Raw genomic sequence first — 21191 nt, 5'->3', positions numbered from 1 at the left:
GGTGGGGTGGGTGCTTCCACCTTCACGGATGCCGGCATCGGGCACATCAGCCCCAGAGCCAGACTTGACCTGGCCGTTGGTGCAGCCGAGCTCTCGTACTTTCGGCCGATACCCCGATCACGCGGGCTGCCTAGACTGATCAGATGGCCACCAACGCGCTCCGCTCGCTGTGGGCTGAGCCCCGACCTGCGGACCCCTCGGGTAGGGGGCCTCGGGACTGGGCCTTGGTCGCGGTCCTGCTCTGCTGGTCCGTGCTGGAAGTGGTGCTTCGCCAGGACCTGGCGCCGCCCCTGTTGCTGCTGATCGCGGTGCTCGCTGTCCTGGGACCCCTGCTGTGGCGACGCACGCGCCCGCTCGTCGCGGTTGCGGTCTGCTTCGGCACGTGGACGATCGTCGACATCGTCAGGATCCTGACCGGGTTGCAAGGGGACCTGCTGAACAGCATGTCCGCGGCGCTGATCCTGCCCTACGCCTTGTTCCGGTGGGGCTCCGGTCGGGAAGCCATAAGCGGCCTCGGCGTCATCCTGCTTTGGCTACCTATCACCTACGTCGCCGTCGCCGATCCCATCGGCCTGGCGGAGGCGGTTGCCGGATACGCGTTCTTCCTGTTCGCCGCAGCGCTTGGTGCCGCGATCCGCTATCGCACGAGGACCCGGATCCGCGACATCGACCAGGCCAAGGCCCGCGAACGCGAACAGCTTGCCCGGGAGCTCCACGACACCGTCGCCCACCACGTTTCGGGTATCGCGATTCAGGCTCAGGCAGGACGTGCCATCGCGCGCATCGACCCCGAGCGTGCCATCGAAGCCCTGGTCACCATCGAGGACGCGGCGACCCGCACCCTCACCGAGTTGCGCGCCATCGTCGGCGTGCTCCGCGTTTCACAGGACACTGAGTTCGCGCCGCAGCCTGGCGTGGCCGAGCTCAAGCAGCTCGCCACCGATGGCCAGATGCGTCCCTGCGTCAGGGTGACGGTCTCTGGTGAGTTCGATGACCTCAGCCCTGCGGTCGGGGCAGCGATCTACCGCCTGGCCCAGGAGTCCATCACCAACGCTAGACGCCACGCCCGCCATGCGACCCAGGTCACCGTCGCCGTCACAGGCGACGCCGACCGGGTACGGCTGACTATCGACGACGACGGCTCATCCGGCGCGGGCGGCCGCGCAGCTGCAGGCTTCGGCCTGGTGGGGATGCGCGAGCGCGCCATGCTGCTCGGCGGCACTTTTGATGCAGGCCCCGCCGCCGAGCGGGGCTGGCGGGTAGAGGCGATCCTGCCTCGAACCACCCGGGGGCCACGATGAGCATCAGAGTCCTCATCGCCGACGACCAGCCCATCGTGCGCACCGGGCTGACGATGCTGCTCGACGCCCAACCCGACATCGACGTGGTCGGCGCGGCTGCCGATGGGCGCGAGGCAGTCCGTCTGGCGCTCCAGCTGCGCCCCGACGTCGGACTCTTCGATATCCGCATGCCGCTGATGGACGGTATCGAAGCCACCCGACGTCTCGCCGGCCCCGACGTCACCGACCCCCTACCGATCGTGGTCATCACCACCTTCGACCTTGACGAGTATGTCCACGGGGCGCTCAAGGCTGGCGCACGCGGGTTCCTGCTCAAGGACGCCGGACCCGCCCTCCTGACCCAGGCCATTCACGCCGCCGCCGACGGAGACGCGCTGATCGCACCCAGCGTGACCGTCCGACTGCTCGCAGCGTTTGCCCACGCACAGACCTCACCAGCGAGGCAGCCGATAGAAGCTCTCACCGCACGCGAGGAGGAAGTCCTCGTTCCTGTGGCCCGGGGACGCACCAACGGCGAGATTGCCAGCGAGCTTTACATCACCCCGAGCACCGTCAAAACCCACCTTGCCAGCCTCATGCGAAAACTCGGCGCGCGTAATCGGGTCGAGTTGGCCATGTGGGCTCATGAGACCGGCCGCGCCTGAGGCTGGAGCAGGGTGCCGAAGTGGCCCAGCTACCCCAATCCGTCATGAGTCGTCGCCCGGCGAACCTAGACTGGACCCAGTGAACGGCAACACACTGGGGGAAATAGCATGACAGCAGTGACAGGTCTCAGCGAAGCGCTCTGGGAGGGCCTCGCAATGGATCAACTGGCCGAACTGGGTTGGCGCCCGGGAACCGGTGAGTCCATCGCCCCCGGATCGGGGGAGCGCGACACCTGGGATGACCTACTCATCCGGCCACGGCTGCTCGCTGCGTTGCGAAAGTTCAACCCCACCGTTCCGCAGCAGTACCTGCAACAGGCCGTCGCCGAGATCGCGGCCCCCAAGTCAACCGACGCGATCACCGAGAACCACCGCATTCACACCTACCTGGCCGACGGCTTCCGCGGCATCAGTTACATCGACACCGACGGCACCGAGCACAATCCCACCCTCCGCGTCCTCAGCGCCGACGCCGACGACAACGACTGGCTCGCCGTCAACCAGGTCACCCTCCGCCAGTGCGACTACAAACGACGGTTCGACGTCGTGCTCTACTGCAACGGGATGCCCGTCAGCGTGATCGAACTCAAGAGGGCGGGGAGCCGCTCCGCCAATGTGCCCGCCGCGCACGCCCAGCTGCAGACCTACCTGCGCGAGTTCCCGCTCGCCTTCCGCTTCTGCGTCTTCACCCTCGCCTCGGACGGAATCCTCGCCAAGTACGGCACCCCGTTTACCCCGTTGAACCATTTCTCGCCGTGGAACGTCGACGACGACGGTGAACCGGTGGCGCGTGACGCCGTCGTCGACGGCGAACCGGTCACCGAACTGGACCTCGCCCTCGACGGCCTCTACAGTCTCGAGCGGTTCGTCCAGCTGACCCGCAGCTTCACCGCGTTCGATGAAAACGCTGACGGGCTGAGTAAGCGCATCGCGAAGCCCCACCAGTACTTCGCGGTCTCCAAGGCCGTGGGCAGCACCGTCACTGCGGTTGCGAGCAATGGCAAGGCGGGCGTCGTCTGGCACACGCAGGGTTCGGGCAAGTCCATGGAAATGGAGCTCTACACCAACCAGGTCACGCGGCACCCCAAGCTCCTGAACCCCACCATCGTGGTGATCACCGACCGTAACGAGCTCGACGGCCAGCTGTACGAAACCTTTGCGCAGAGCCTCCTGCTCCCGGAGAAACCGCAGCAGATCCGCCGCCGGGCCGAGCTGCGCGAGGAACTCTCCAGCCGAACCACGGGAGGCATCTACTTCACCACGCTCCAGAAGTTCGGCCGCAGCCAGGTGGAGAAAGACGCCGGCGTGGACCATCCGCTGCTCTCTGACCGGCGGAACATCATCGTGATCGTGGACGAAGCGCACCGCAGCCACTACGACGACCTCGACGGCTACGCCCGCCACCTCCGCGACGCGTTGCCGCGGGCCACACTGATCGCGTTCACCGGGACGCCCATTTCCTTTGACGACCGCAACACGCGTGACGTTTTCGGCGAGTACATCGATATCTACGACCTCAGCCGGGCGGTCGACGACGGCGCCACCGTTCCCGTGTACTTCGAACCACGGCTGATCAAGGTGGCGCTGGCCCGGGACGTCACCGAGGAGACCCTCGACCAGGCGGCCGATGACATCACCCGCAGCCTCGACGACACCGAGCGGGCGCGGATCGAGGCGAGCGTCGCCGTCGTGAACGCCGTCTACGGTGCTCCGGAACGCATTGCCGCCCTAGGCGGGGACCTGGTGACGCACTGGGAGAATCGCTCGGGCAAGATGCGCCAATTCATTGAGTCGCCGGGCAAGGCCATGATTGTGGGCGGAACGCGGGAAATCTGCGCCAACCTGTATGCCGCCATCATTGCGCTGCGCCCCGATTGGCACTCGGAGGATCTCGACAAGGGCAAGATCAAGGTGGTCTACTCCGGGACGCCGTCGGACGTTCCCCCGGTGGTCGACCATGTGCGGCGTGACTCGGCGAACGCGACCGTCAAGGAACGCCTGCGAAACGTCGACGACGAACTTGAGATAGTGATCGTCAAGGACATGATGCTGACCGGGTACGACTCGCCGCCGCTGCACACGCTGTACCTGGACCGGCCGCTGAAGGGTGCCCTGCTGATGCAGACGCTCGCGCGGGTAAACCGGACGTTCCGCGGCAAGCAGGATGGACTGCTGGTGGCGTATGCGCCGCTGGCGGACAACCTGGCCAAGGCGCTGGCCGAGTATTCCAAGACCGACCAGCAGAACAAGCCCATCGGCAGGAACATCGACGAGGCTGTGGAACTCACCACATCGCTGGTGGAGATGCTGCGCGAGATGCTTGCCGGCTATGACTGGCGTGCCGTCTACCGTGCAGGCACGCCCAAAGCCTTCAAGAATGCCGTCACCGGCTCGGTCAACTACCTGCGGAGCGCGTTGACGCCGGGTAACCAGCCCGACGACGGCGCTGAGACCCTCGCGGAACGGTACCGGAAGGCCTCGAGTCAGCTGTCCCGGGCCTGGGCGTTGTGTTCCGGAGCCCAGAACCTGGCCGAGCTTCGCCCGGAGATCCAGGTGTACGAGGAGATTCGCGTCTATATGGCGAAGTTCGACGGCGCGGACCGGCAGGCGCGCGGTGAACCAGTGCCCGAGGACATTGCACGGCTGCTCGGGGACCTGATTGCGACGTCGACCTCCACCGGGGAGATCCTCGACATCTACGAAGCCGCAGGAATGCCCAAACCGTCGCTGGGTGACCTGACGCCTGAGTTCATCGCGAAGACGCAGCAGGCCCGGAACCCCCAGCTCGCCATCGAAGCGCTGCGGAAACTGGTGGCCGAAGAGTCGGCGAAGACCACCCGCAACAACGTGATCCGTGAGCGGGCGTTTTCGGAACGCATCACGGAGCTGATGAACCGGTACACAAACCAGCAGCTCACCTCGGCCGAGGTCATCGCTGAACTGGTCGCGCTGGCAAAGGAGGTTGCTGCCGAGGCTGCCCGCGGCGCGCAGTTTTCACCCCCTCTGAACGAAGACGAACTCGCCTTCTACGACGCAGTGGCGCAGAACGAGTCGGCGGTGGAGGTACAGGGGGAGGGGATCTTGGCGCAGATTGCGCGGGACCTGGTGGCAGTGATGCAGCGCGATGTGCGAACCGACTGGACCGTGCGCGACGACGTCCGGGCGAAGCTGCGCTCTTCCATCAAACGGCTGCTCGTGAAGAATGGGTATCCGCCCGACAAGCAGCCAGCGGCGATCAAGCTCGTGATGGAGCAGATGGAATCCATGGCGCCGCGCTACGCCGACGCACGGGGCTGAGGGAAAGGAAGACTCTGGTCGCGGTTGTGCGTGATCTGTATACTCGCTCGAACCTGTCAACCGCAGGGTAGCTCTTCACCTAGGCAGCGCTTATTCTCGATATGGCGAGCCAGCTTTAGCAAGGATGTGTCGCTATGGTGAGTTCTCGGTCGTTTGTCCGCACCACGATGGTTTTGGCTTTGGGTGCTGTCGCGCTTACCGGCTGCGTCACTATTTCCGATCCGCAGTCGGAGACACCTCCGGGCAATGCTCCGGAGGTGTCCTCGTCGTCGACGACTCAACCAGCACCCGGGAGTCCTACGGAAACCACGCCTCCAACCACCGCTCCTGCGCCGACCACAGAGCCTCCACCAACCACGGATCCGGCCCAACCTGCTGAGCCGCAAAGCTGGGCCCAGACGGTAAACCTGGTCCAGTCAGGGGTGGCGCGAATCAGTGTGAATAGCTGCACGAGCAGTGGACTGGGAACAGGGTTCCTGATTGACAATGATCTGATCCTCACTGCCGCCCATGTTGTCGATGGTGCGGCAGCGATCAACGTGGCAGTCGGTCAGGAGGTGGTCAGCGCGGATGTCCTGGGTATCAATCAGGCGGCGGATCTCGCACTCCTCCGGACCGCACGGGACGTAGAAGGGCACATTTTCACCCTGGTTGAGAACGAACCGATGATCGGAGAAAACGTCGCCGCGCTGGGATTCCCTCTTCGAGCTGACCTGACCTTCACGGAAGGCAACGTGAGCGGTCTGGACCGCGTAAACGCGAACATCAGCGATCTCATTCAAACGGATACCGCGCTCAACCCAGGAAACAGTGGAGGACCGCTGATCAAGGTGGACGGCAGCGTCGTCGGTGTCATTTCCTCAAAGAAGGCCTGGGTTGTGGGAACCCGCGATGCGGACGACTACAGCGCGGAAGGCACCGGGTATGCAGTCACCGCACCTCGTGCGGCGGCGGCGGCTACCGAATGGCAGCAGCGCGCTGTGCCGGTCGCGGCAGCCAACTGCGGGACCACGACGCCGAACGGTGGCAGCGACATCATCATCGCTGTGGACTCCTCGCATGATCAGGCGACCAACGTGGCGCAGAGTTTGCTGATTCATGGCCAAGGGATAAATAGGGCGGCCTACGACACTGCGTACGCCGTGTTTACCGAGCAGATGCAGACGGCGATGAGCTCAGTTGAGGAATGGAGCAGTGAGTTGGGGACCTCGTATTGGCGCGAACTGAATGTGTTTGATGTGAGCGGTGAGGGGGACACCCTCACGGCCAGCGTCCTGCTGCGGACCGAGCAGGCCGCGATCCACGGAACGGACGGACAAACCTGTTCAGTCTGGAACCTGCAGTACTCATTGCTCTGGGATGGCGCTGCCTGGCGTATTGACTCAGTCACACAGCCCGACGGGTCTGCCGTCCCTTGCTGAGGTGCCCGGTTGCATCTGCCGGACACCCGTCGCTGAGTGGTGAGATCTGGCGGGTCAGGAGGGGACGGACCCGCCGGATCTCACGCCTCGATGGGAGAGTTACGCTCCATCGCCACGGCGCGGACGGGAGAACCGTCCATCCCCTGATACGGCAGTGGCAGCACCGACACCCAAGGGTCAGCAAAATCGACTGACGCAAGATTGGTCAGGTTCTCAACGATCACACCGTTAGCGCCCAGCAGAGCCCGGTGAAACGGGAGATCCACGTCGGCGCCGGACAGATCAGTGAGATCCGGGTTGAGCGTATCCACGCCAATCACCGAGATGCCGCGATCCAACAAACGAACCGCGATCTCGGCGTCGAACGCTGGGTGTCGCAGATACATCTCCGTCCCGAAGTGCGCGGACCAACCCGTCTGGAACAGCACCATGGCCACGGAGTCCAGATCGGAAAGCTGCGCTTCGACGTCGGACCAGACAAAGACATGACCGGGTTCAACCTGAGAAAGCCGAACAATCCGGGCCACGCCGACTAACCGGCTGAGGTCGATCTGATCCACTGACGCGCCACCCTCGATGGTGTGCAGTGGCGCGTCCAGATGAGTTCCGGTGTGGGTGCCCGCATGCACCTCGGCCACCTGGAACCCATCAGCAACAATCTCGGCAGCAACGGTGATCGTTACCTCGGGATCGCCCGGGAACACCTGCATCCCCGTGACAATGGGATGCGAAAGATCAACGAGCCGCACGTCGCCCGGAATCCGCGCCCACCGGTGCCACAGAGTCGCTGAGGTGCGAGTGCACAGGCGTCCCGGACACAATCCGCTTGGCCGCAAGAGCCCACGCCAGGTAGAGGCCGGCGGAGATGATGAAGGTGGGGATGGTCGCGCCGATCGGGCTCGGTACCGAATAGGTGAAGATCAGCGACGCGCTGGCCCCGATCACCCAGACAGCCACGGCAGCGATGTTGACGCCCTTGAAGTACCAGTAGTCGCCGCCGGAGCCGCGCAGGATGTCCTTGGTGTAGTGACGCTTGCGGACAATGTAGTAGTCCACCAGCATGACCGCGAATACCGGAATGAACAGCGAACCAATGATGACGAGGAATGACGTGAACTGATCCAGCAGCGCCAGCCAGGTCGATCCGAGAATGGAAATCGCGCCGAGGACCAGGGCCGTCGGGAGGAATTTCACCTTGCTGGACGGCACCATGTTCACCACCGAGGACACCATCCCGTACACCACCATGGTGTTGGTCGCCATGACGGACAGGAAGATCACCACGGCCAGCGGAGTTCCGAAGGCTGCCACGATCGCGGTGGGATCGAACGCGACTGCCTCGCCGCCGTCGAGCACCAGATAGGCAACAGTGGTCGCGCCGAGAACCATGGCCAGGACCGTTGACAGCGTGTAACCGATGCCCGAACCGATCATGCCGGCAGCCTGTGACTTGGCCAGGCGGTTGAACTCCGCGGACAGGACAGTCCAGGAGATCGCGGTGGCGATGACGACGTCGAGCACTGCCACGCCGGACCAGCCGAGTTCAGGATCGGCTGGGAGGCCCGCGAAGTCCGACGGCGCGAACGCGGTGAATGCGGTCACGAAGATGTACGCCATGAACGCGAGAATCACGAGGGCAAGCCACGGCTCGACCCGGGCGATGCCGGCGTGGCCGAAGATCGCCAGACACACGACCAGCAGCTGGCACAGCACCGAGAACAGGATCGGGCTGGAAAAACCGGTCGCCTGCTCCACCACGAAGTTGACGGTGACTCCGGCAAGCATCGCCTGCACCCAACTCCACCCCATCAGGATCACCACGTTCGCGGCCACCGGAAGGAATGAACCACGGAGCCCGAAGGACCCCTTGGTCAGGGACATGGTGGGGAGCCCGGTGCGGGTACCCATATTGCCGACCAGGACGAGGACGGCGCCTCCGATGACCGTGCCGAGGATGATTAGCCCGACGGCGAGGGGCCAGGACACGCCGGGAACGAAGAGTGTTCCGGTGAGCAGTGTGGTGACCACCAAATTGGCGGCGAGCCAGATCATGCCCATCCGGCCTGCGCCGAGGGTACCTCTGATGGGGCCGAAGCCTTCGGAGTTCTTCTCGAGGTGGTTGGACAGACGGGAGAATGCTGAGCCGGAGGAGTGTCCGGTGCTCTGTGATGTGGTCATGGTGCTACCTGGATTCGGGGGAGTCGGGGAGGGGTGACAGGTGCTCGTGGACGGCGAGGAGGGATCCGGCGTCGTCCCGGTGGAAGACAATGGTTTCCCGTTCAAGGGTGGTCTCGCCGGTGTTGATGGTGGTCAACACGTCATGGCAGAAGACGGCGGTGTCGCCCAGGAGCTGGATTGACTGGTTACTGCTGAGGCACTCGGTCACCCGCCATCCCTCCACGAGCCATGACTGCCAGAGCGCCTCATAGTCGGCCCGCTGTTCAAGCCGCCGGTCCTCGGTGTGGAACACAAAGGTGGCGTCGGGGCTGAACGACGCGAAATAGGTTTCAGTGTCAGTCTGTGAAAACGCTGCGACGACGCCAGCGGCAGCAACTTCGACGTCCTCTTGGGTCAGGCCAGAAAGCTCGGTCATTGAATGCAATCCTTCTTCGAAAGGTCGACGGCGGTCTGCCGTCTTGTAGCCTGCCAGACAACTTTTGTTTTCAAAGTGTGAGTGACACAGGTAACAAATGTCAAAGGATTTATCCAATGTAGACCCGAGAAGCACAAAAAAGGTGACGTTCCCCGGGAGGGGGAACGCCACCTTCGAAGGGCTGGTTAGCTACCTAGCGCATATTCACGAACTGGAGATCGGCTTCGTCGAAGCCCTTGAGTAGCGACATGGTGGCCTGCAGGTCATCGCGGGACTTGGAGCTGACCCGCAGCTCGTCGCCCTGGATGGTGGACTTGACCCCCTTGGGAGCCTCGTCTCGGATCAGCTTGTTGATCTTCTTCGCAACATCCTGGGCAATGCCCTCTTTGATCGTGGTTTCCAGGCGGAACTCCTTGCCTGAGGCGTAAGGCTCACCGGTGTCCAGCGACTTCAGCGAGATGCCGCGCTTGATCATCTTGGACTGTAGTACGTCCAGGACTGCGAGGACACGCTCTTCCGAGTTGGCCTTCATGAGGATCATTTCGCCGCTGAAGTCCACCTCCGCGCCGATGCCCTTGAAGTCGTAGCGCTGGACAATCTCCTTCTGCGCCTGGTGCAGGGCATTGGCAACTTCCTGCTTGTCTACTTTGCTGACAACATCAAAAGTGGATTCGCTCGCCACAATGGCTCCTTGGGGTAGGGAGAAGGATCTGCTCCCAGCCTAATCGGTTCTCCGCGGATCGGCTCGTGGAACGACTCACAGCAGATCAACAGGAACCCCAGTGCCTGCTCACAATCGCCCATGGAAGTCTTGGGTTGAGTGATCAACCTGGAGGAAAGACCATGAGCACTAAGCCGCGGGTACGCTACCAAGTTCGAGTCCGGCACGCGGTTGCCGGCACGTTCCTCGCGGCGTCGTCGGCGGTCTCCATTGCGGGGCTCTCTGCGATGCCCGCGGCCGCGGCCGGGCCATCATCGGCAGTTGGGGTCACCTACCAGATGTCTGCCAGCGCCGAGCGGCTGGCGGGGGTCAGGTCCGAACTCGACGACGCCGTCGCGCTGGGCTCGGTGACCGCCAGCCAGGCCGATGCTTTTTACGCGCAGATCGAGCGCCGCGTCCAGGCCGGGCTCTAGCCCGAATCGGGGCTGTTTGAGGTCCGTCTCAGCGCGATTCGATTCTTGGGGCGATTTTCTGTAAAGTTATCTTGCCCGCGGTTTACCGTGGGCAAACCTCAATTATGAGGACGTTTGGCAGATTACCCGAGCGGCCAAAGGGGGCTGACTGTAAATCAGCTGGCAACGCCTTCACTGGTTCGAATCCAGTATCTGCCACAAACGCCGGTAAACCGGATGAGTGCCCGTTCAGATCTCCGCCAAGATCTGGACGGGCTACTTTTTTGCCCAAATCAGGTTCACTTGAAGTGCGACGGCGACGACGGCCGGCCGCTTAGCCGCGGCGGGTCGATCAAACCCGACTTCCCGCAGCACGGAGAGAGGTCAGGCTAGGTCCTTGCAGGGCGCCCTGTTCAAGGACTGAGACCTTCCCGCGCCCCGTCACTCTTCATCGAGAGCGAACACGGGGAGACATCCGCGCGCAACTTCGTTAGCGTTAAAGCATGGCAACTATTGAAGTAACCGAGGCAACTTTCCCCGAGACCATTGAAACCAACGACATTGTGTTCGTTGATTTCTGGGCCGAATGGTGTGGCCCCTGCAAGCAGTTCGCTCCCGTGTACGACGCCGTGTCCCAGAAGCACGACGACATCACCTTCGCCAAGGTGGACACCGAGGCTGAGCAGTCCCTCGCCGCCGCAGCCGGGATCACCTCGATCCCCACCCTGATGGCCTTCCGCGAAAAGGTGCTGGTGTTCTCCCAGCCAGGCGCGATGAACGCCACCCAGTTCGGCGAGCTTGTTGACGCCGTCAAGGGCCTCGACATGAAAGAGGTCCACGAGCAGGTAGCTCAGCAGCAGGCAGCAGCCCAGGCCGGAACCCCCGCAGAGGCGCCGGCAGCAGACGCTCCAGTGCAGGACGACCAGAAGACCAGCTAGTCTTCGCGCTCGCACAGCGCAAAAGAGAAACCCCCGCACCTGTCACAGGGGCGGGGGTTTCTTGCGTCAGGCGCTCTTGGTGATCTGAGCCGGCTCGGACAATAGCGCGCTGAGCGACTCGCCAAGATCCTGCACGGCGGGACCCTGCAGGTGCTTGGCCAGCAGCTCCTCGGACTCCCACCGCTCGGTCAGCACAATGCGGTCTTCAGCCACATCGGTGATCTCGTATCTGATGCACCCTGGCTCCTCGACCACTTGCTCGATGGCAATGTCGAGGGCCAGCTTCACCCTGAACACTTCGCCGGGGTTGGGGAGAAATACTGCTGTCACATCTACAGGTTCGGTCATGCCGTTAAGCCTAGCGGTGGCGATGATCTTCGGGTGCCAGCCGCGGACCATAGGTAGGTTTCCGGAAGCCGCTCGCATAAAGCATCCGCACCACCCGTTGCCGGTCGCCGGACCACGGGGCGAGCAGCTTCAGCATCCCGGCGTCGTCGGTCCGCTGGCCGGTCAATGCCGCGCCAACATAGGCGGCCAAATGGTAATCGCCCACGGAAATCGAATCCGGGCAGCCGTGGGTCCGCTGCAGCACCTCCGCCGCCGTCCACGCTCCGATCCCCGGTATTGAACACAGCGCGGCCGTGACCCGCTCCGACGACGAAACCCCCGCCAGACGCTCCAGTCCGCTGGCCATGGCGGCCGCCTTCATAATGGTGTCCGACCGGTGAGCGTCGACGCCCGCCCGATGCCAGTCCCAGGATGGCACCCGCCGCCATTGGGCGGCGGTGGGTGGCAACGTGAGCCCTGGAGGAGCCCCGGGGGCGGGCGGTGCCGCATCGCCATGCCGCGTCAACAACCAACGCCACGCCCGCTTGGCCTCAATACCGGTGACCTTCTGTTCAAGAATCACACGGACGCCGGCGTCGAGCATCCGGCCCGTCGAGGGCAGCCGCAACCCTGGATGAAGGTAGCGGCCTTTGCGGGCCAGCTCAGGCAGCGCCGCCTGGAAGTCGGGGTTATCGAAGTGGCTCCAGTCGTCGTCGCCGCCCACCAGGGTGGGGACCGCCTCAAGAGCGGCGCGTGCGCCGGGCCCCCACGCCAGTGCATGGACGCGAGCTGTGCGAAGTTCGCCGCGTTGCTCGAGCCGCAGGGTCGTGGCGCCGTCGTCGTTCCGGAACGCCAGCCAGGCTGCCCCCAGATGATGAACGAACGCGGGGTCAAACGCACCGCACTGCAGCGGACCAAGGGTCCCCTTCAGGTTGTAAGCACCGTTCGGCTCCCACACCAGCGACTCGGGCGCGGCCGACCCGGGAGCTGTGCCCTGCGCAGCGGAAACGGTCATGACTCAATGGTGTCACGCCGGGCTGACGTCCAGCGGGATCGGCCGGCGATGTCACGGCGTCCCTGCGGCGAGCCACAGCACGACGACGGCGGCCGGCATGGTCAGCGCCACGACCGCCAAACCGGCGAGAGCGAATCCGGGCCAGGACACCGGCACGCCCAGCCCACGCAACCGGTCGGCCAACAGCAGGGTGGCCAGCGACGCCCACGGTCCCGGCAGCAACATCGCCGTCACAAACAGCAATATGTGCCAGACCCGTTCCCACAGCTCGGCCAGTCCTGCGAGGGAAGGAATCCGGACACCACCACCAGCACAGCTGCGCCCGGCAGCAGGGCGGGCAGCAGGTAACGGCGCATACGGGCAGCCTTTCTCACCGGTGGCCGAGGCCGGGTGGGGAGTCCGGCAGGTCAGCGCCGTCCGGGAACAAGAGTACTTCGCGGTAACTTTATAGGTATGAAGTATGCGAACTCCGTAGTGGACCTGATCGGCAACACCCCGCTGGTCAAACTGAACAGCGTGACCGAGGGAATTGCCGCAACCGTCCTGGCAAAGGTGGAATACCTGAACCCCGGCGGCTCCGTCAAAGACCGTATTGCCGTGAAGATCATCGACGCCGCCGAGGCCGAGGGCAAGCTCAAGCCCGGCGGCACCATTGTCGAGCCGACCTCCGGCAACACCGGCGTCGGGCTGGCGCTGGTCGCCCAGCAGCGCGGCTACCGTTGCGTGTTCGTGGTGCCCGACAAGGTGGGCGAAGACAAGCGCAACGTCCTGGCTGCCTATGGTGCCGAGGTAGTGGTGACCCCCACCGCCGTCGCACCCGACAGCCCCCAGTCGTACTACGGTGTCTCCGACCGGCTCACCCGTGAGATTCCCGGCGCGTTCAAACCGGACCAGTTCTCCAACCCCAACGGCCCGCTGAGCCACTACGAGTCCACTGGACCTGAAATCTGGAACGACACCGACGGTAAAATCACCCACTTTGTGACCGGCGTCGGCACCGGCGGCACCATCAGCGGTACCGGCCGCTACCTCAAGGACGTGTCGGCTGACCGCGCAAGCGGTCCGGTGCACGTGGTCGGCGCCGATCCGGAGGGCTCCATTTACTCGGGCGGCACCGGTCGCCCCTACTTCGTGGAGGGCGTCGGCGAAGACATGTGGCCCGACGCCTACGACAAAACCGTCGCCGACGAGATCATGGCCGTCACCGACGCCGAAAGCTTCGCTATGACCCGCCGCCTCGCCCGCGAGGAAGGCCTGCTCGTGGGCGGGTCCTGCGGCATGGCAGTGGTCGCTGCACTCCGGGTGGCCAAGGACCTGACGGCCGACGACGTCGTCGTGGTCCTCCTGCCCGACGGCGGCCGCGGCTACCTGGGCAAGATCTTCAGCGATGACTGGATGAAGTCCTACGGCTTTATGGAAAGCGGCGACGAAGCGACGGTCGGCGAAATCCTGCGCTCCAAGAACGGCAACATGCCGGACCTGGTGCACACGCATCCCACCGAAACGGTCCGCGATGTCATCCACATCATGAACGAGTACGGCGTCTCCAACATCCCGGTCCTGTCGCAGGAACCCCCGGTGAAGATGGGCGAGGTGCTGGGGTCGGTCGACGAACGCCTCCTCACCGACAAGCTTTTCCACGGCGAAGCCAAACTGACCGACAAGATCTCCCTACACATGAATGACAAGCTGAAGCTGATTGGCTCGCTGGAGTCGGTGGCCACTGCGCGCGAGCGTCTGGTGGACTCCGACACGCTGATGGTCACGTTCGTGGGGTCACCCGTGGGAATTCTGACGCGCCACGATTTGCTGACCTATATGAGTATCTGACTTCCCTCTTAAGGAGCACCATGACGCACGACGAGAACCAGGGGTTCAACACCCGGGCCATCCATGCCGGCCAGACGCCGGACCCCACCACGGGCGCTGTCATCCCCCCGCTGTACCAGACCACCACGTTTGCGCAGGACGGCATCGGCCAGCTGCGCAACGGCTACGAGTACGGGCGCGGCACCAACCCGACGCGTGACTCGCTGCAGACCCAGCTCGCCGCGCTTGAGGGGGCCACCCACGGGTTCAGCTTCTCGTCGGGTCTCGCCGCCGAGGACTCCCTCATCCGGGCGCTCCTGGTGCCGGGCGACCGGATCGTCATGGGCAACGACGTCTACGGCGGCACCTACCGGCTGATCGACCGGGTCCTCTCCCCGTGGGGGATCAGCAACGCAGCAGTGGACATGTCGGACCTCGACGCCGTCAAGGCCGCCGTCGGTGACAACACCCGCATGGTGTGGGTCGAGACGCCGTCGAACCCGATGATGAAAATCTCGGATATTGCTGCCATCGCCACCATCGCGCACGACGCCGGGGCCATCCTCGTGGTCGACAACACCTTCGCGACGCCCTACCTGCAGCAGCCCCTGTCGTTCGGCGCCGACGTCGTCGTCCACTCCACCACCAAGTACATTGGCGGGCACTCCGACGCCAGCGGTGGCGCAGTGATCACCAGCAACGAGGAGATCGCCGAGAAGGTGGGCTTCATCCAGTTCGCCGTGGGCGCGGTCTCCGCACCGATGGAAGCCTGGCTGACCACGCGCGGGCTCAAAACCCTCGGCGTCAGGATGGACCGGCACAGCTCCAACGCCCGGGCCATCGCCGACTGGCTGCAGGGCCGCCCCGAGGTGGAGCAAGTCTTCTACCCGGGTCTGCCAGAGCACCCCGGCCACGATCTTGCGGCAGCCCAGATGAAGGACTTTGGCGGCATGATCTCCGTGTCGTTCACGGGCGGCGAGGCGGCTGCCCGTAAGGTGGCCGAGTCGACGCACGTGTTCACCCTCGCTGAATCGCTCGGCGGTATCGAGTCGCTGATGAACTACCCGTCCGCGATGACCCACGCGTCGGTGGCCGGGACCGAACTCGCCGTGCCGGAGAACCTGATCCGGCTGTCCGTCGGTATCGAGGACGTCGCGGACCTGATCGCCGATCTGGACCAGGCCTTCAGCGCTCTGTAAGTCGGTAGACAGGAAACGCGCCCGCAGTGTGAACTGCGGGCGCGTTGTCAGTTAAGTCTCAGTTGAGGGGGAGCTAGGACTTTTTGAAAGGGCTGAGGGTCCTGCGAATCAGCCGTCGGTACTTGTTCTCCGGCTTCGCGTCGATCGCCTGCAGCCACGCGCTGCTCGGCGGGAGCCACAGCGGCACGATGGCCAGCAGCATCACCACTGCGACAACCGACAGCCCCGGGGTGCCGCGCAGCAGGACCGGCAACCCCACAATGATGCCGGTTGTTGTCAGTAGTTCCCGCGCGCTGCGCTTGCCCCGCCGCAACCGGAACACGAGGAAGAACTGCAGCAACCCCAGCACCCCCATCACGACGCCGAGCCCCACCAGGCCGGCGCGGTCCTGCTCCTGCAGTTGCGCAGACACGAGGAATGACCCCGATGCGACCAGGAACAGGGCCCCCACCACCAGCCACACTGCAACGCTCAGCTTCAGGGTCCAGGGCAGCGGGGGCAGGGCCACCCTCGGGGTCCGGGCCACGCTAGCCGCGGGGGACGACGACGCCGGCGCGGGCGTCGACGTCGTAGCTGTAGACTGCGCGCCCGCCGATCCACACGGTCAATGCCCGCTGCATGACGTCCAGCGGATCACCGCTCCAGAGCACGACGTCGGCGTCCTTGCCCACCTCAAGGGAGCCCATCCGGTCGGCCAGACCCAGCACCTTGGCCGGGTTGATGGTGATGGAACGCAGCGCCGTCTCGCGGTCGAGGCCTTCCTTGATGGCGAAGGTCGCCTGGTGGATCAGGAAGTTGATCGGGATCACCGGGTGGTCGGTGATGATGGAGATTTCGACGCCGGCCGCGGCGAGCTTCCCGGGGTTGGCGATCGACCGGCCCCGCAGCTCCACCTTGGACTTGGTGGTGAACAGTGGGCCAATCAGTACGGGGATCCCGCGTTCGGCCAGGACGTCGGCCAGCAGGTGGGCCTCGGTCCCATGGTCGAGAACCAGCTCATAGCCGAACTCGTCGGCGAGCCGGATGGCGGTGGCAATGTCGTCAGCCCGGTGCGCGTGCTGGCGCCAGGGGATTTCCCGGCGCAGCACCATGGCGAGGGCCTCAAGCTTGGGGTCGCGGGCGTTTTCCTCGGCCTTGCCCATGTAGTTCTGGGCGTCCATGAAGGCCTTGCGGATCACCATGGCGGTGCCCAGCCGGGTTGAGGGGGTCTGCTTCTTGTCGCCATAGACCCGCTTCGGGTTCTCGCCCAGTGCCGACTTCAGTCCGCTGGGGGAGCGGAGCACCATTTCCTCGATGTAGCGGCCATGGGTGTGGATGGCGACGGCGAGTCCGCCAATGGGGTTGCCCGAACCGGGGTTGACGTTCACGGCGGTGATACCGCCGGCCAGGGCGTCGTCGAACCCCGGGTCGTACGGGTTGACGGCGTCGATCGCGCGGACACCGGCGGTGACCGGGTCAGTCATTTCGTTGGTGTCATCGCCGGCCCACCCCTCGCCTTCCTCATGGGTGCCCAGGTGTACGTGGGCATCGATGAGGCCGGGCAGCAACCACTGGCCAGCGGCGTCGTGAACCTCTGCACCCTCAGGGATGGCGATGTCCGCCCCCAGCGCAGTAATCTTGCCGTCCTCCATCAGCACTGCCCCGTCGAAGGGAACCCCTTCAATGGGGACGACGTGGGCATTGACGATTGCTGTAACAGTCATGGGTGGTGACCTTTCGGCTTCAGAGTGTTGTGATCTCCAACTTACAGTGCGCACCTAGACTGAAAACGGACTCCAGGAAAGGACGAACAGGCAATGGCACGGAAAGCAGCACTGGTTACCGGCGTCGGACGGACGGTAGGTCTCGGCGCGGGGATCGCCCGCCGGCTTGCCGTCGACGGGTGGGACCTGGCTCTGAGCTACTGGCACCCCTACGATCAGCGGGTCAACGCCACCACCAACCCGGCTTCCGAACTGCAGGAACTGATTCCTGAACTCGAAGCCCTCGGATCCCGGGTCATCGCTCTGCCCGGTGATCTGGAGGACTCCAAGACACCCGGCGAACTGGTTGGCGCTGCCCGGCTCGAGCTGGGCACCCTGAGCGGGCTGGTGCTCTCGCACTGTGAGGGAGTTGATTCGGGGCTGCTGACCACGTCAGTGAAGAGCTTCGACCGGCACTTCGCCGTCAACGTGCGCGCCTCCTGGCAGCTCATCAACGCCTTCGCGCTGCAATGCAACGACAACGGCGGCGCAATTGTCGCCTTGACCAGCGACCACACAGTGAACAACCTGCCCTATGGTGCCTCGAAGGGTGCGCTGGACCGGATTGTGCTCGCCGCCGCGCGGGAACTCGGCGACCGCAACATCAGCTCCAACGCCCTCAACCCCGGCCCCGTCGACACCGGGTGGATGACCGAGGAGGTGCGGCGCGCTTGCACTCAGCAACAGCCCACCGGAAGGCTCGGCACTCCTGCCAACATCGCCGGGGTGGTCGCTTTCCTCCTGTCCAGGGACGGCCGGTGGATTAACGGGCAGTTGGTGAAGGCCGACGGCGGTTTCTCGGCGTAACAGCAAGGTGTGACGCCTCCCCGGCGCCACCTGCAACCCTTGGCCCGAATCCCTGACAGAATGCTCGCATGTCGTCATCTTCCCTCAGCACGGTAGGCACGCTGGGCCGCGTGCGGGTGGGGGCCGGGTTTGCCCTGGCCTTGATCCTCCCGCCGCTCCTGGAATGGGCGATGTTCACCCTCGGCAGCGATTTCCTCGCCGTTGACGTGCTGCTGCAGGTCGCCGGAGTCATCGCCGTAGCACTGGTGGGTGGGTTGTGGCCCGCCCTGCTGGCTGCCCTGTTCAGCACCCTGGTCCTCAACTATTTCTCGACCGACCCGGTCGGCTCGCTCGAGATCACCGACCCGCAGAACCTGTTTACCCTCGTCATTTTCGTCGCGGTCGCAGTTGCGGTGTCTCTGGTGGTCGGCCTTGCCGCCCGCCGATCACGGGAAGCCGCAGCGGCCACTGCCGAAGCGGCAACGCTGGGTGAACTGGCGCGCGGTGTGCTCGCCGCAGAGGACACGCTGCAGGGGTTCCTCGCCCACGTCCGCGCCCACTTTCAGGTGCCAGCCGTGGGGTTGTTTGATCGGAACGTCCCGGGCGGTGCCGCCCCCACGCTGGCCGCCAGCGACCGGGGGCCGGGTGCCCCTCCACAAGGTGCAGGCAATGCAGGCAATGCACGCACCGAAAAAGAAGACCTCACCCTGTTCGCCGCGGACACCACCGAGGACCTGCCCGACGGACTCGTTCTGGCGCTCTATGGCAGGGCCTTGAACGCGCGGGAGCGTCGCCTCCTCACTGCCTTCGGCTCCCAGCTCACCGCGATGCGGCAACGGCAGGAACTGCTGGCCAGCACCCAGGTGAATCGACGGCTGAGCGAAGGCAATGTGATGCGGACGGCGATCTTGCGTGCCGTCTCGCACGACCTTCGCACACCGCTGGCCGGCATCAAGCTCGCCGTCAGTAGCCTCCGGCACGACGCCGTCCAGCTCCCGGCCGATGAGCAGAAGGAGTTGCTGGAAACCATCGAGAATTACGCCGACCGGTTGGATGCGCTGGTCAACAACCTGCTCGACATGTCCCGGCTGACCGGAGACGCAGTCACCCCGCATCTGCGCGCCGTCCACTGGGCTGATGTCATTCCCGGCGCCCTGGCCGGCCTTCCGGCCCACCGGGTCCGGGTGGAGGTTCCCGGCAACCTGCCTCCGGTCGACGCGGACCCCGGCATGCTCGAGCGGGTGATCGCCAATATCGTCGAAAATGCCGACAAGTACGCCGGGGGTGAGGACATCGTGATCAGCGCCTCGGTGGAAGGCACGGTTGGCAGTGGCGCCGACGGCGTACCGGCGGGGGAGTTGCGCGTCGTCGATCATGGACAGGGAGTCGGGGCCGACGACGCCGCCACGATCTTCCTGCCCTTTCAACGGGCCAGCGACGCACCGGCCGGAGCCGGCGTGGGCCTGGGACTCGCCGTCGCGAAGGGGTTTACCGAGGTGATGAATGGTCAGTTGGTTGCCGAAGCGACACCCGGCGGCGGGCTGACCCTGCGGATTCGGTTGCCGCTCGCCACCGGGACCGGCTCATGAGAGGAATCCCATGACCACGGTGCTTATTGTCGACGACGAACCGCTGCTCCTCCGCGCCCTCCAGATCAACCTGCGCGCCCATGGCTACCGCCCGATCACCGCAATCGATGGGGCTTCGGCGCTCGCCGCTGCAGCCGACTCCCGCCCCGACATCGTGGTACTCGACCTGGGGCTGCCGGACATGGACGGAATGGACGTGATCGCCGCCCTCCGGGAATGGACCCAGACACCGATCATCGTGCTGTCAGCACGGCACGGATCGGACGACGTGGTGGATGCCCTTGATGCCGGGGCGGACGACTACGTCACCAAGCCGTTCGGCCTCGACGAGCTACTGGCGCGGCTCCGTGCAGCCAGCCGTCGCGCCGTCGCCCCCGCCTCCCCGATCATCCGCACCCCCGACTTCATCCTCGATACCGGTGCCCGGACGGCCCTGCGCGGCGATACGGAGGTCCGGCTGACGCCCACCGAATGGAAGATCGTCGACCTGCTGGTGGCCACCCCCGGCCGGCTGATCTCCGGGCGGCAACTGCTGCTCGAGGTGTGGGGTCCGGCCTACGCGAAAGAGCTGCAGTATTTGCGGGTTTATCTCAACCAGTTGCGCAAAAAGCTGGAACCGGATCCTGCCAGGCCGCGCTACTTCATCACCGAAAGCGGGATGGGCTACCGCTTTGAACCCTGACAATCCCTAGGATGGACGCTATGACAACAGGTTCTCTGCTCGCCGTGTGCCGTGTCCACGCGCTGCTTCCCACGCAGGATTCCACCGGCGTCACCGCCATCGACAAGCGGGCGGTGGCCGGTCCAGTGAATGTTCACAAGCTCGGCCTCACGGGGGATGTGCAGGCCAGCCGGAAACACCACGGCGGCGAATCCAAGGCTATCTACGCCTATTCGCAGCAGGATGCCGACTTCTGGGACGCCGAACTGGGACGGGACATGAGCCCGGGCAAGTTCGGGGAAAACCTCCGGGTGGACGGGATCGACGCCAGCCGCGCGGTCATTGGCGAACGCTGGCAGGTGGGGGACGATGTCGTCCTGGAGGTCACCGCGCCGCGCACCCCGTGCGTGAACTTCGCCCGCTTCCTCAAGGAGCCGCGGTGGGTGAAGCGGTTTGCCGAGGAAAACAGGGTCGGCACATACCTGCGCGTCATTGCGAAGGGCCAAATCCAGGCGGGTGACACCGTCACCGTGGTGAACCGCCCCGACCACGGCATCACCGGGCACCAGGTGTTCGCAGGGCTCGACGCCGACGCCGCCCGGCAACTCCTGGCCGCCGAGCAACAGGGCGTGACGCTGAGCCCCGAGATCCACAAGGTGGTCGCCGCGATCCTGCGGAGGGCGTAACCGGAAGGAGGGTCGGTTCGAGTGTGGTCAGGCTCACGCGTCGCGGCCGTCGTTGTGGCTGTGGGCGGGA

21 protein-coding genes and 1 tRNA gene are annotated in these 21191 nt (G+C 64.8%); 13 read left to right on the top strand and 9 right to left on the bottom strand.

The window, feature by feature from the left end:
• Positions 1-143 precede the first annotated feature (143 nt).
• The 4 genes from IWX62_RS14200 (at position 144) to IWX62_RS14185 (ending at position 6663) form a co-directional block, all read left to right on the top strand.
• Entirely contained in the window at positions 144-1301 is a 1158-nt protein-coding gene (locus IWX62_RS14200; protein ID WP_196842064.1) for a sensor histidine kinase, read from the top strand.
• Complete coding sequence (locus tag IWX62_RS14195; RefSeq protein WP_196842063.1) at positions 1298-1945, top strand: response regulator; 648 nt, start codon at positions 1298-1300, stop codon at positions 1943-1945. Before IWX62_RS14200 ends, IWX62_RS14195 begins: the two co-directional genes overlap by 4 nt.
• Positions 1946-2053: 108 nt before the next feature.
• Positions 2054-5242, top strand: a complete 3189-nt coding sequence (locus IWX62_RS14190; RefSeq protein WP_196842062.1) for a type I restriction endonuclease subunit R — start codon at positions 2054-2056, stop codon at positions 5240-5242.
• 437 nt (positions 5243-5679) lie between these two features.
• Positions 5680-6663: a S1C family serine protease gene (locus tag IWX62_RS14185; RefSeq protein ID WP_333483438.1), complete on the top strand. Its 984-nt coding sequence runs from the start codon at positions 5680-5682 to the stop codon at positions 6661-6663.
• An 80-nt stretch (positions 6664-6743) separates the two neighbouring features.
• Here IWX62_RS14185 and IWX62_RS14180 read toward each other — a convergent pair whose 3' ends face one another.
• The 4 genes from IWX62_RS14180 to IWX62_RS14165 all read right to left on the bottom strand — a co-directional run bounded on the left by IWX62_RS14180 (position 6744) and on the right by IWX62_RS14165 (position 9938).
• Positions 6744-7373: a cyclase family protein gene (locus IWX62_RS14180; RefSeq protein ID WP_333483437.1), complete on the bottom strand. Its 630-nt coding sequence runs from the start codon at positions 7371-7373 to the stop codon at positions 6744-6746.
• Positions 7374-7398: 25 nt separating this feature from the next.
• Positions 7399-8841 (bottom strand): purine-cytosine permease family protein, encoded by a 1443-nt coding sequence (locus tag IWX62_RS14175; RefSeq protein WP_196842060.1) that lies wholly within the window; start codon positions 8839-8841, stop codon positions 7399-7401.
• A gap of 4 nt (positions 8842-8845) precedes the next feature.
• Positions 8846-9256 (bottom strand): YybH family protein, encoded by a 411-nt coding sequence (locus IWX62_RS14170; RefSeq protein WP_196842059.1) that lies wholly within the window; start codon positions 9254-9256, stop codon positions 8846-8848.
• Between the two features lie 193 nt (positions 9257-9449).
• Positions 9450-9938: a YajQ family cyclic di-GMP-binding protein gene (locus tag IWX62_RS14165; protein ID WP_196842058.1), complete on the bottom strand. Its 489-nt coding sequence runs from the start codon at positions 9936-9938 to the stop codon at positions 9450-9452.
• Positions 9939-10099: 161 nt separating this feature from the next.
• Between IWX62_RS14165 and IWX62_RS14160 the strand changes: the two genes are divergently transcribed.
• From IWX62_RS14160 to trxA, 3 genes are all read left to right on the top strand, one after another.
• Entirely contained in the window at positions 10100-10390 is a 291-nt protein-coding gene (locus IWX62_RS14160; protein WP_196842057.1) for a hypothetical protein, read from the top strand.
• A gap of 116 nt (positions 10391-10506) precedes the next feature.
• A tRNA-Tyr gene (locus IWX62_RS14155) sits at positions 10507-10588 on the top strand.
• A 284-nt stretch (positions 10589-10872) separates the two neighbouring features.
• Positions 10873-11307 (top strand): thioredoxin, encoded by a 435-nt coding sequence (gene trxA, locus IWX62_RS14150; protein ID WP_196842056.1) that lies wholly within the window; start codon positions 10873-10875, stop codon positions 11305-11307.
• A gap of 66 nt (positions 11308-11373) precedes the next feature.
• On the opposite strand, the gene IWX62_RS14145 is transcribed toward trxA, so the two are convergent.
• The 3 genes from IWX62_RS14145 to IWX62_RS14135 are packed head-to-tail and all read right to left on the bottom strand — an operon-like array spanning position 11374 to position 12883.
• Entirely contained in the window at positions 11374-11655 is a 282-nt protein-coding gene (locus IWX62_RS14145; RefSeq protein ID WP_196842055.1) for a putative quinol monooxygenase, read from the bottom strand.
• A 10-nt stretch (positions 11656-11665) separates the two neighbouring features.
• The gene (locus IWX62_RS14140; RefSeq protein ID WP_196842054.1) at positions 11666-12649 is read right to left on the bottom strand and encodes a DNA-3-methyladenine glycosylase family protein; all 984 of its coding nucleotides are present in this window, start codon (positions 12647-12649) and stop codon (positions 11666-11668) included.
• A 51-nt stretch (positions 12650-12700) separates the two neighbouring features.
• A complete protein-coding gene (locus IWX62_RS14135; protein WP_196842053.1) occupies positions 12701-12883 on the bottom strand; it encodes a hypothetical protein in 183 nt (60 codons plus the stop codon).
• A 219-nt stretch (positions 12884-13102) separates the two neighbouring features.
• On the opposite strand from IWX62_RS14135, the gene IWX62_RS14130 reads away from it, so the two are divergent.
• Both IWX62_RS14130 and IWX62_RS14125 read left to right on the top strand, forming a co-directional pair.
• The gene (locus IWX62_RS14130) at positions 13103-14479 is read left to right on the top strand and encodes a cystathionine beta-synthase (RefSeq protein WP_196842052.1); all 1377 of its coding nucleotides are present in this window, start codon (positions 13103-13105) and stop codon (positions 14477-14479) included.
• A gap of 20 nt (positions 14480-14499) precedes the next feature.
• Positions 14500-15657: a cystathionine gamma-synthase gene (locus IWX62_RS14125; RefSeq protein WP_196842051.1), complete on the top strand. Its 1158-nt coding sequence runs from the start codon at positions 14500-14502 to the stop codon at positions 15655-15657.
• A gap of 73 nt (positions 15658-15730) precedes the next feature.
• On the opposite strand, the gene IWX62_RS14120 is transcribed toward IWX62_RS14125, so the two are convergent.
• Together IWX62_RS14120 and IWX62_RS14115 are read right to left on the bottom strand one after the other, a co-directional pair.
• A complete protein-coding gene (locus IWX62_RS14120) occupies positions 15731-16165 on the bottom strand; it encodes a hypothetical protein (RefSeq protein WP_196842050.1) in 435 nt (144 codons plus the stop codon).
• 19 nt (positions 16166-16184) lie between these two features.
• Positions 16185-17360 (bottom strand): amidohydrolase, encoded by a 1176-nt coding sequence (locus IWX62_RS14115; protein ID WP_196842049.1) that lies wholly within the window; start codon positions 17358-17360, stop codon positions 16185-16187.
• A 93-nt stretch (positions 17361-17453) separates the two neighbouring features.
• Between IWX62_RS14115 and IWX62_RS14110 the strand changes: the two genes are divergently transcribed.
• The 4 genes from IWX62_RS14110 (at position 17454) to IWX62_RS14095 (ending at position 21121) form a co-directional block, all read left to right on the top strand.
• Positions 17454-18206: an SDR family oxidoreductase gene (locus tag IWX62_RS14110; RefSeq protein ID WP_196842048.1), complete on the top strand. Its 753-nt coding sequence runs from the start codon at positions 17454-17456 to the stop codon at positions 18204-18206.
• 68 nt (positions 18207-18274) lie between these two features.
• Positions 18275-19774, top strand: a complete 1500-nt coding sequence (locus tag IWX62_RS14105) for a sensor histidine kinase (protein WP_196842047.1) — start codon at positions 18275-18277, stop codon at positions 19772-19774.
• Between the two features lie 10 nt (positions 19775-19784).
• Entirely contained in the window at positions 19785-20456 is a 672-nt protein-coding gene (locus tag IWX62_RS14100; protein WP_196842046.1) for a response regulator, read from the top strand.
• A 20-nt stretch (positions 20457-20476) separates the two neighbouring features.
• Entirely contained in the window at positions 20477-21121 is a 645-nt protein-coding gene (locus IWX62_RS14095) for an MOSC domain-containing protein (protein ID WP_196842045.1), read from the top strand.
• Positions 21122-21191: the final 70 nt, after the last annotated feature.

This window comes from Arthrobacter sp. CAN_A1, from assembly GCF_015751665.1.
Taxonomy (GTDB): Bacteria; Actinomycetota; Actinomycetes; order Actinomycetales; family Micrococcaceae; genus Arthrobacter_D.
The sequence above is the reverse complement of the archived record's forward strand: the minus strand, read 5'-3'. Positions and strand labels throughout refer to the sequence as shown.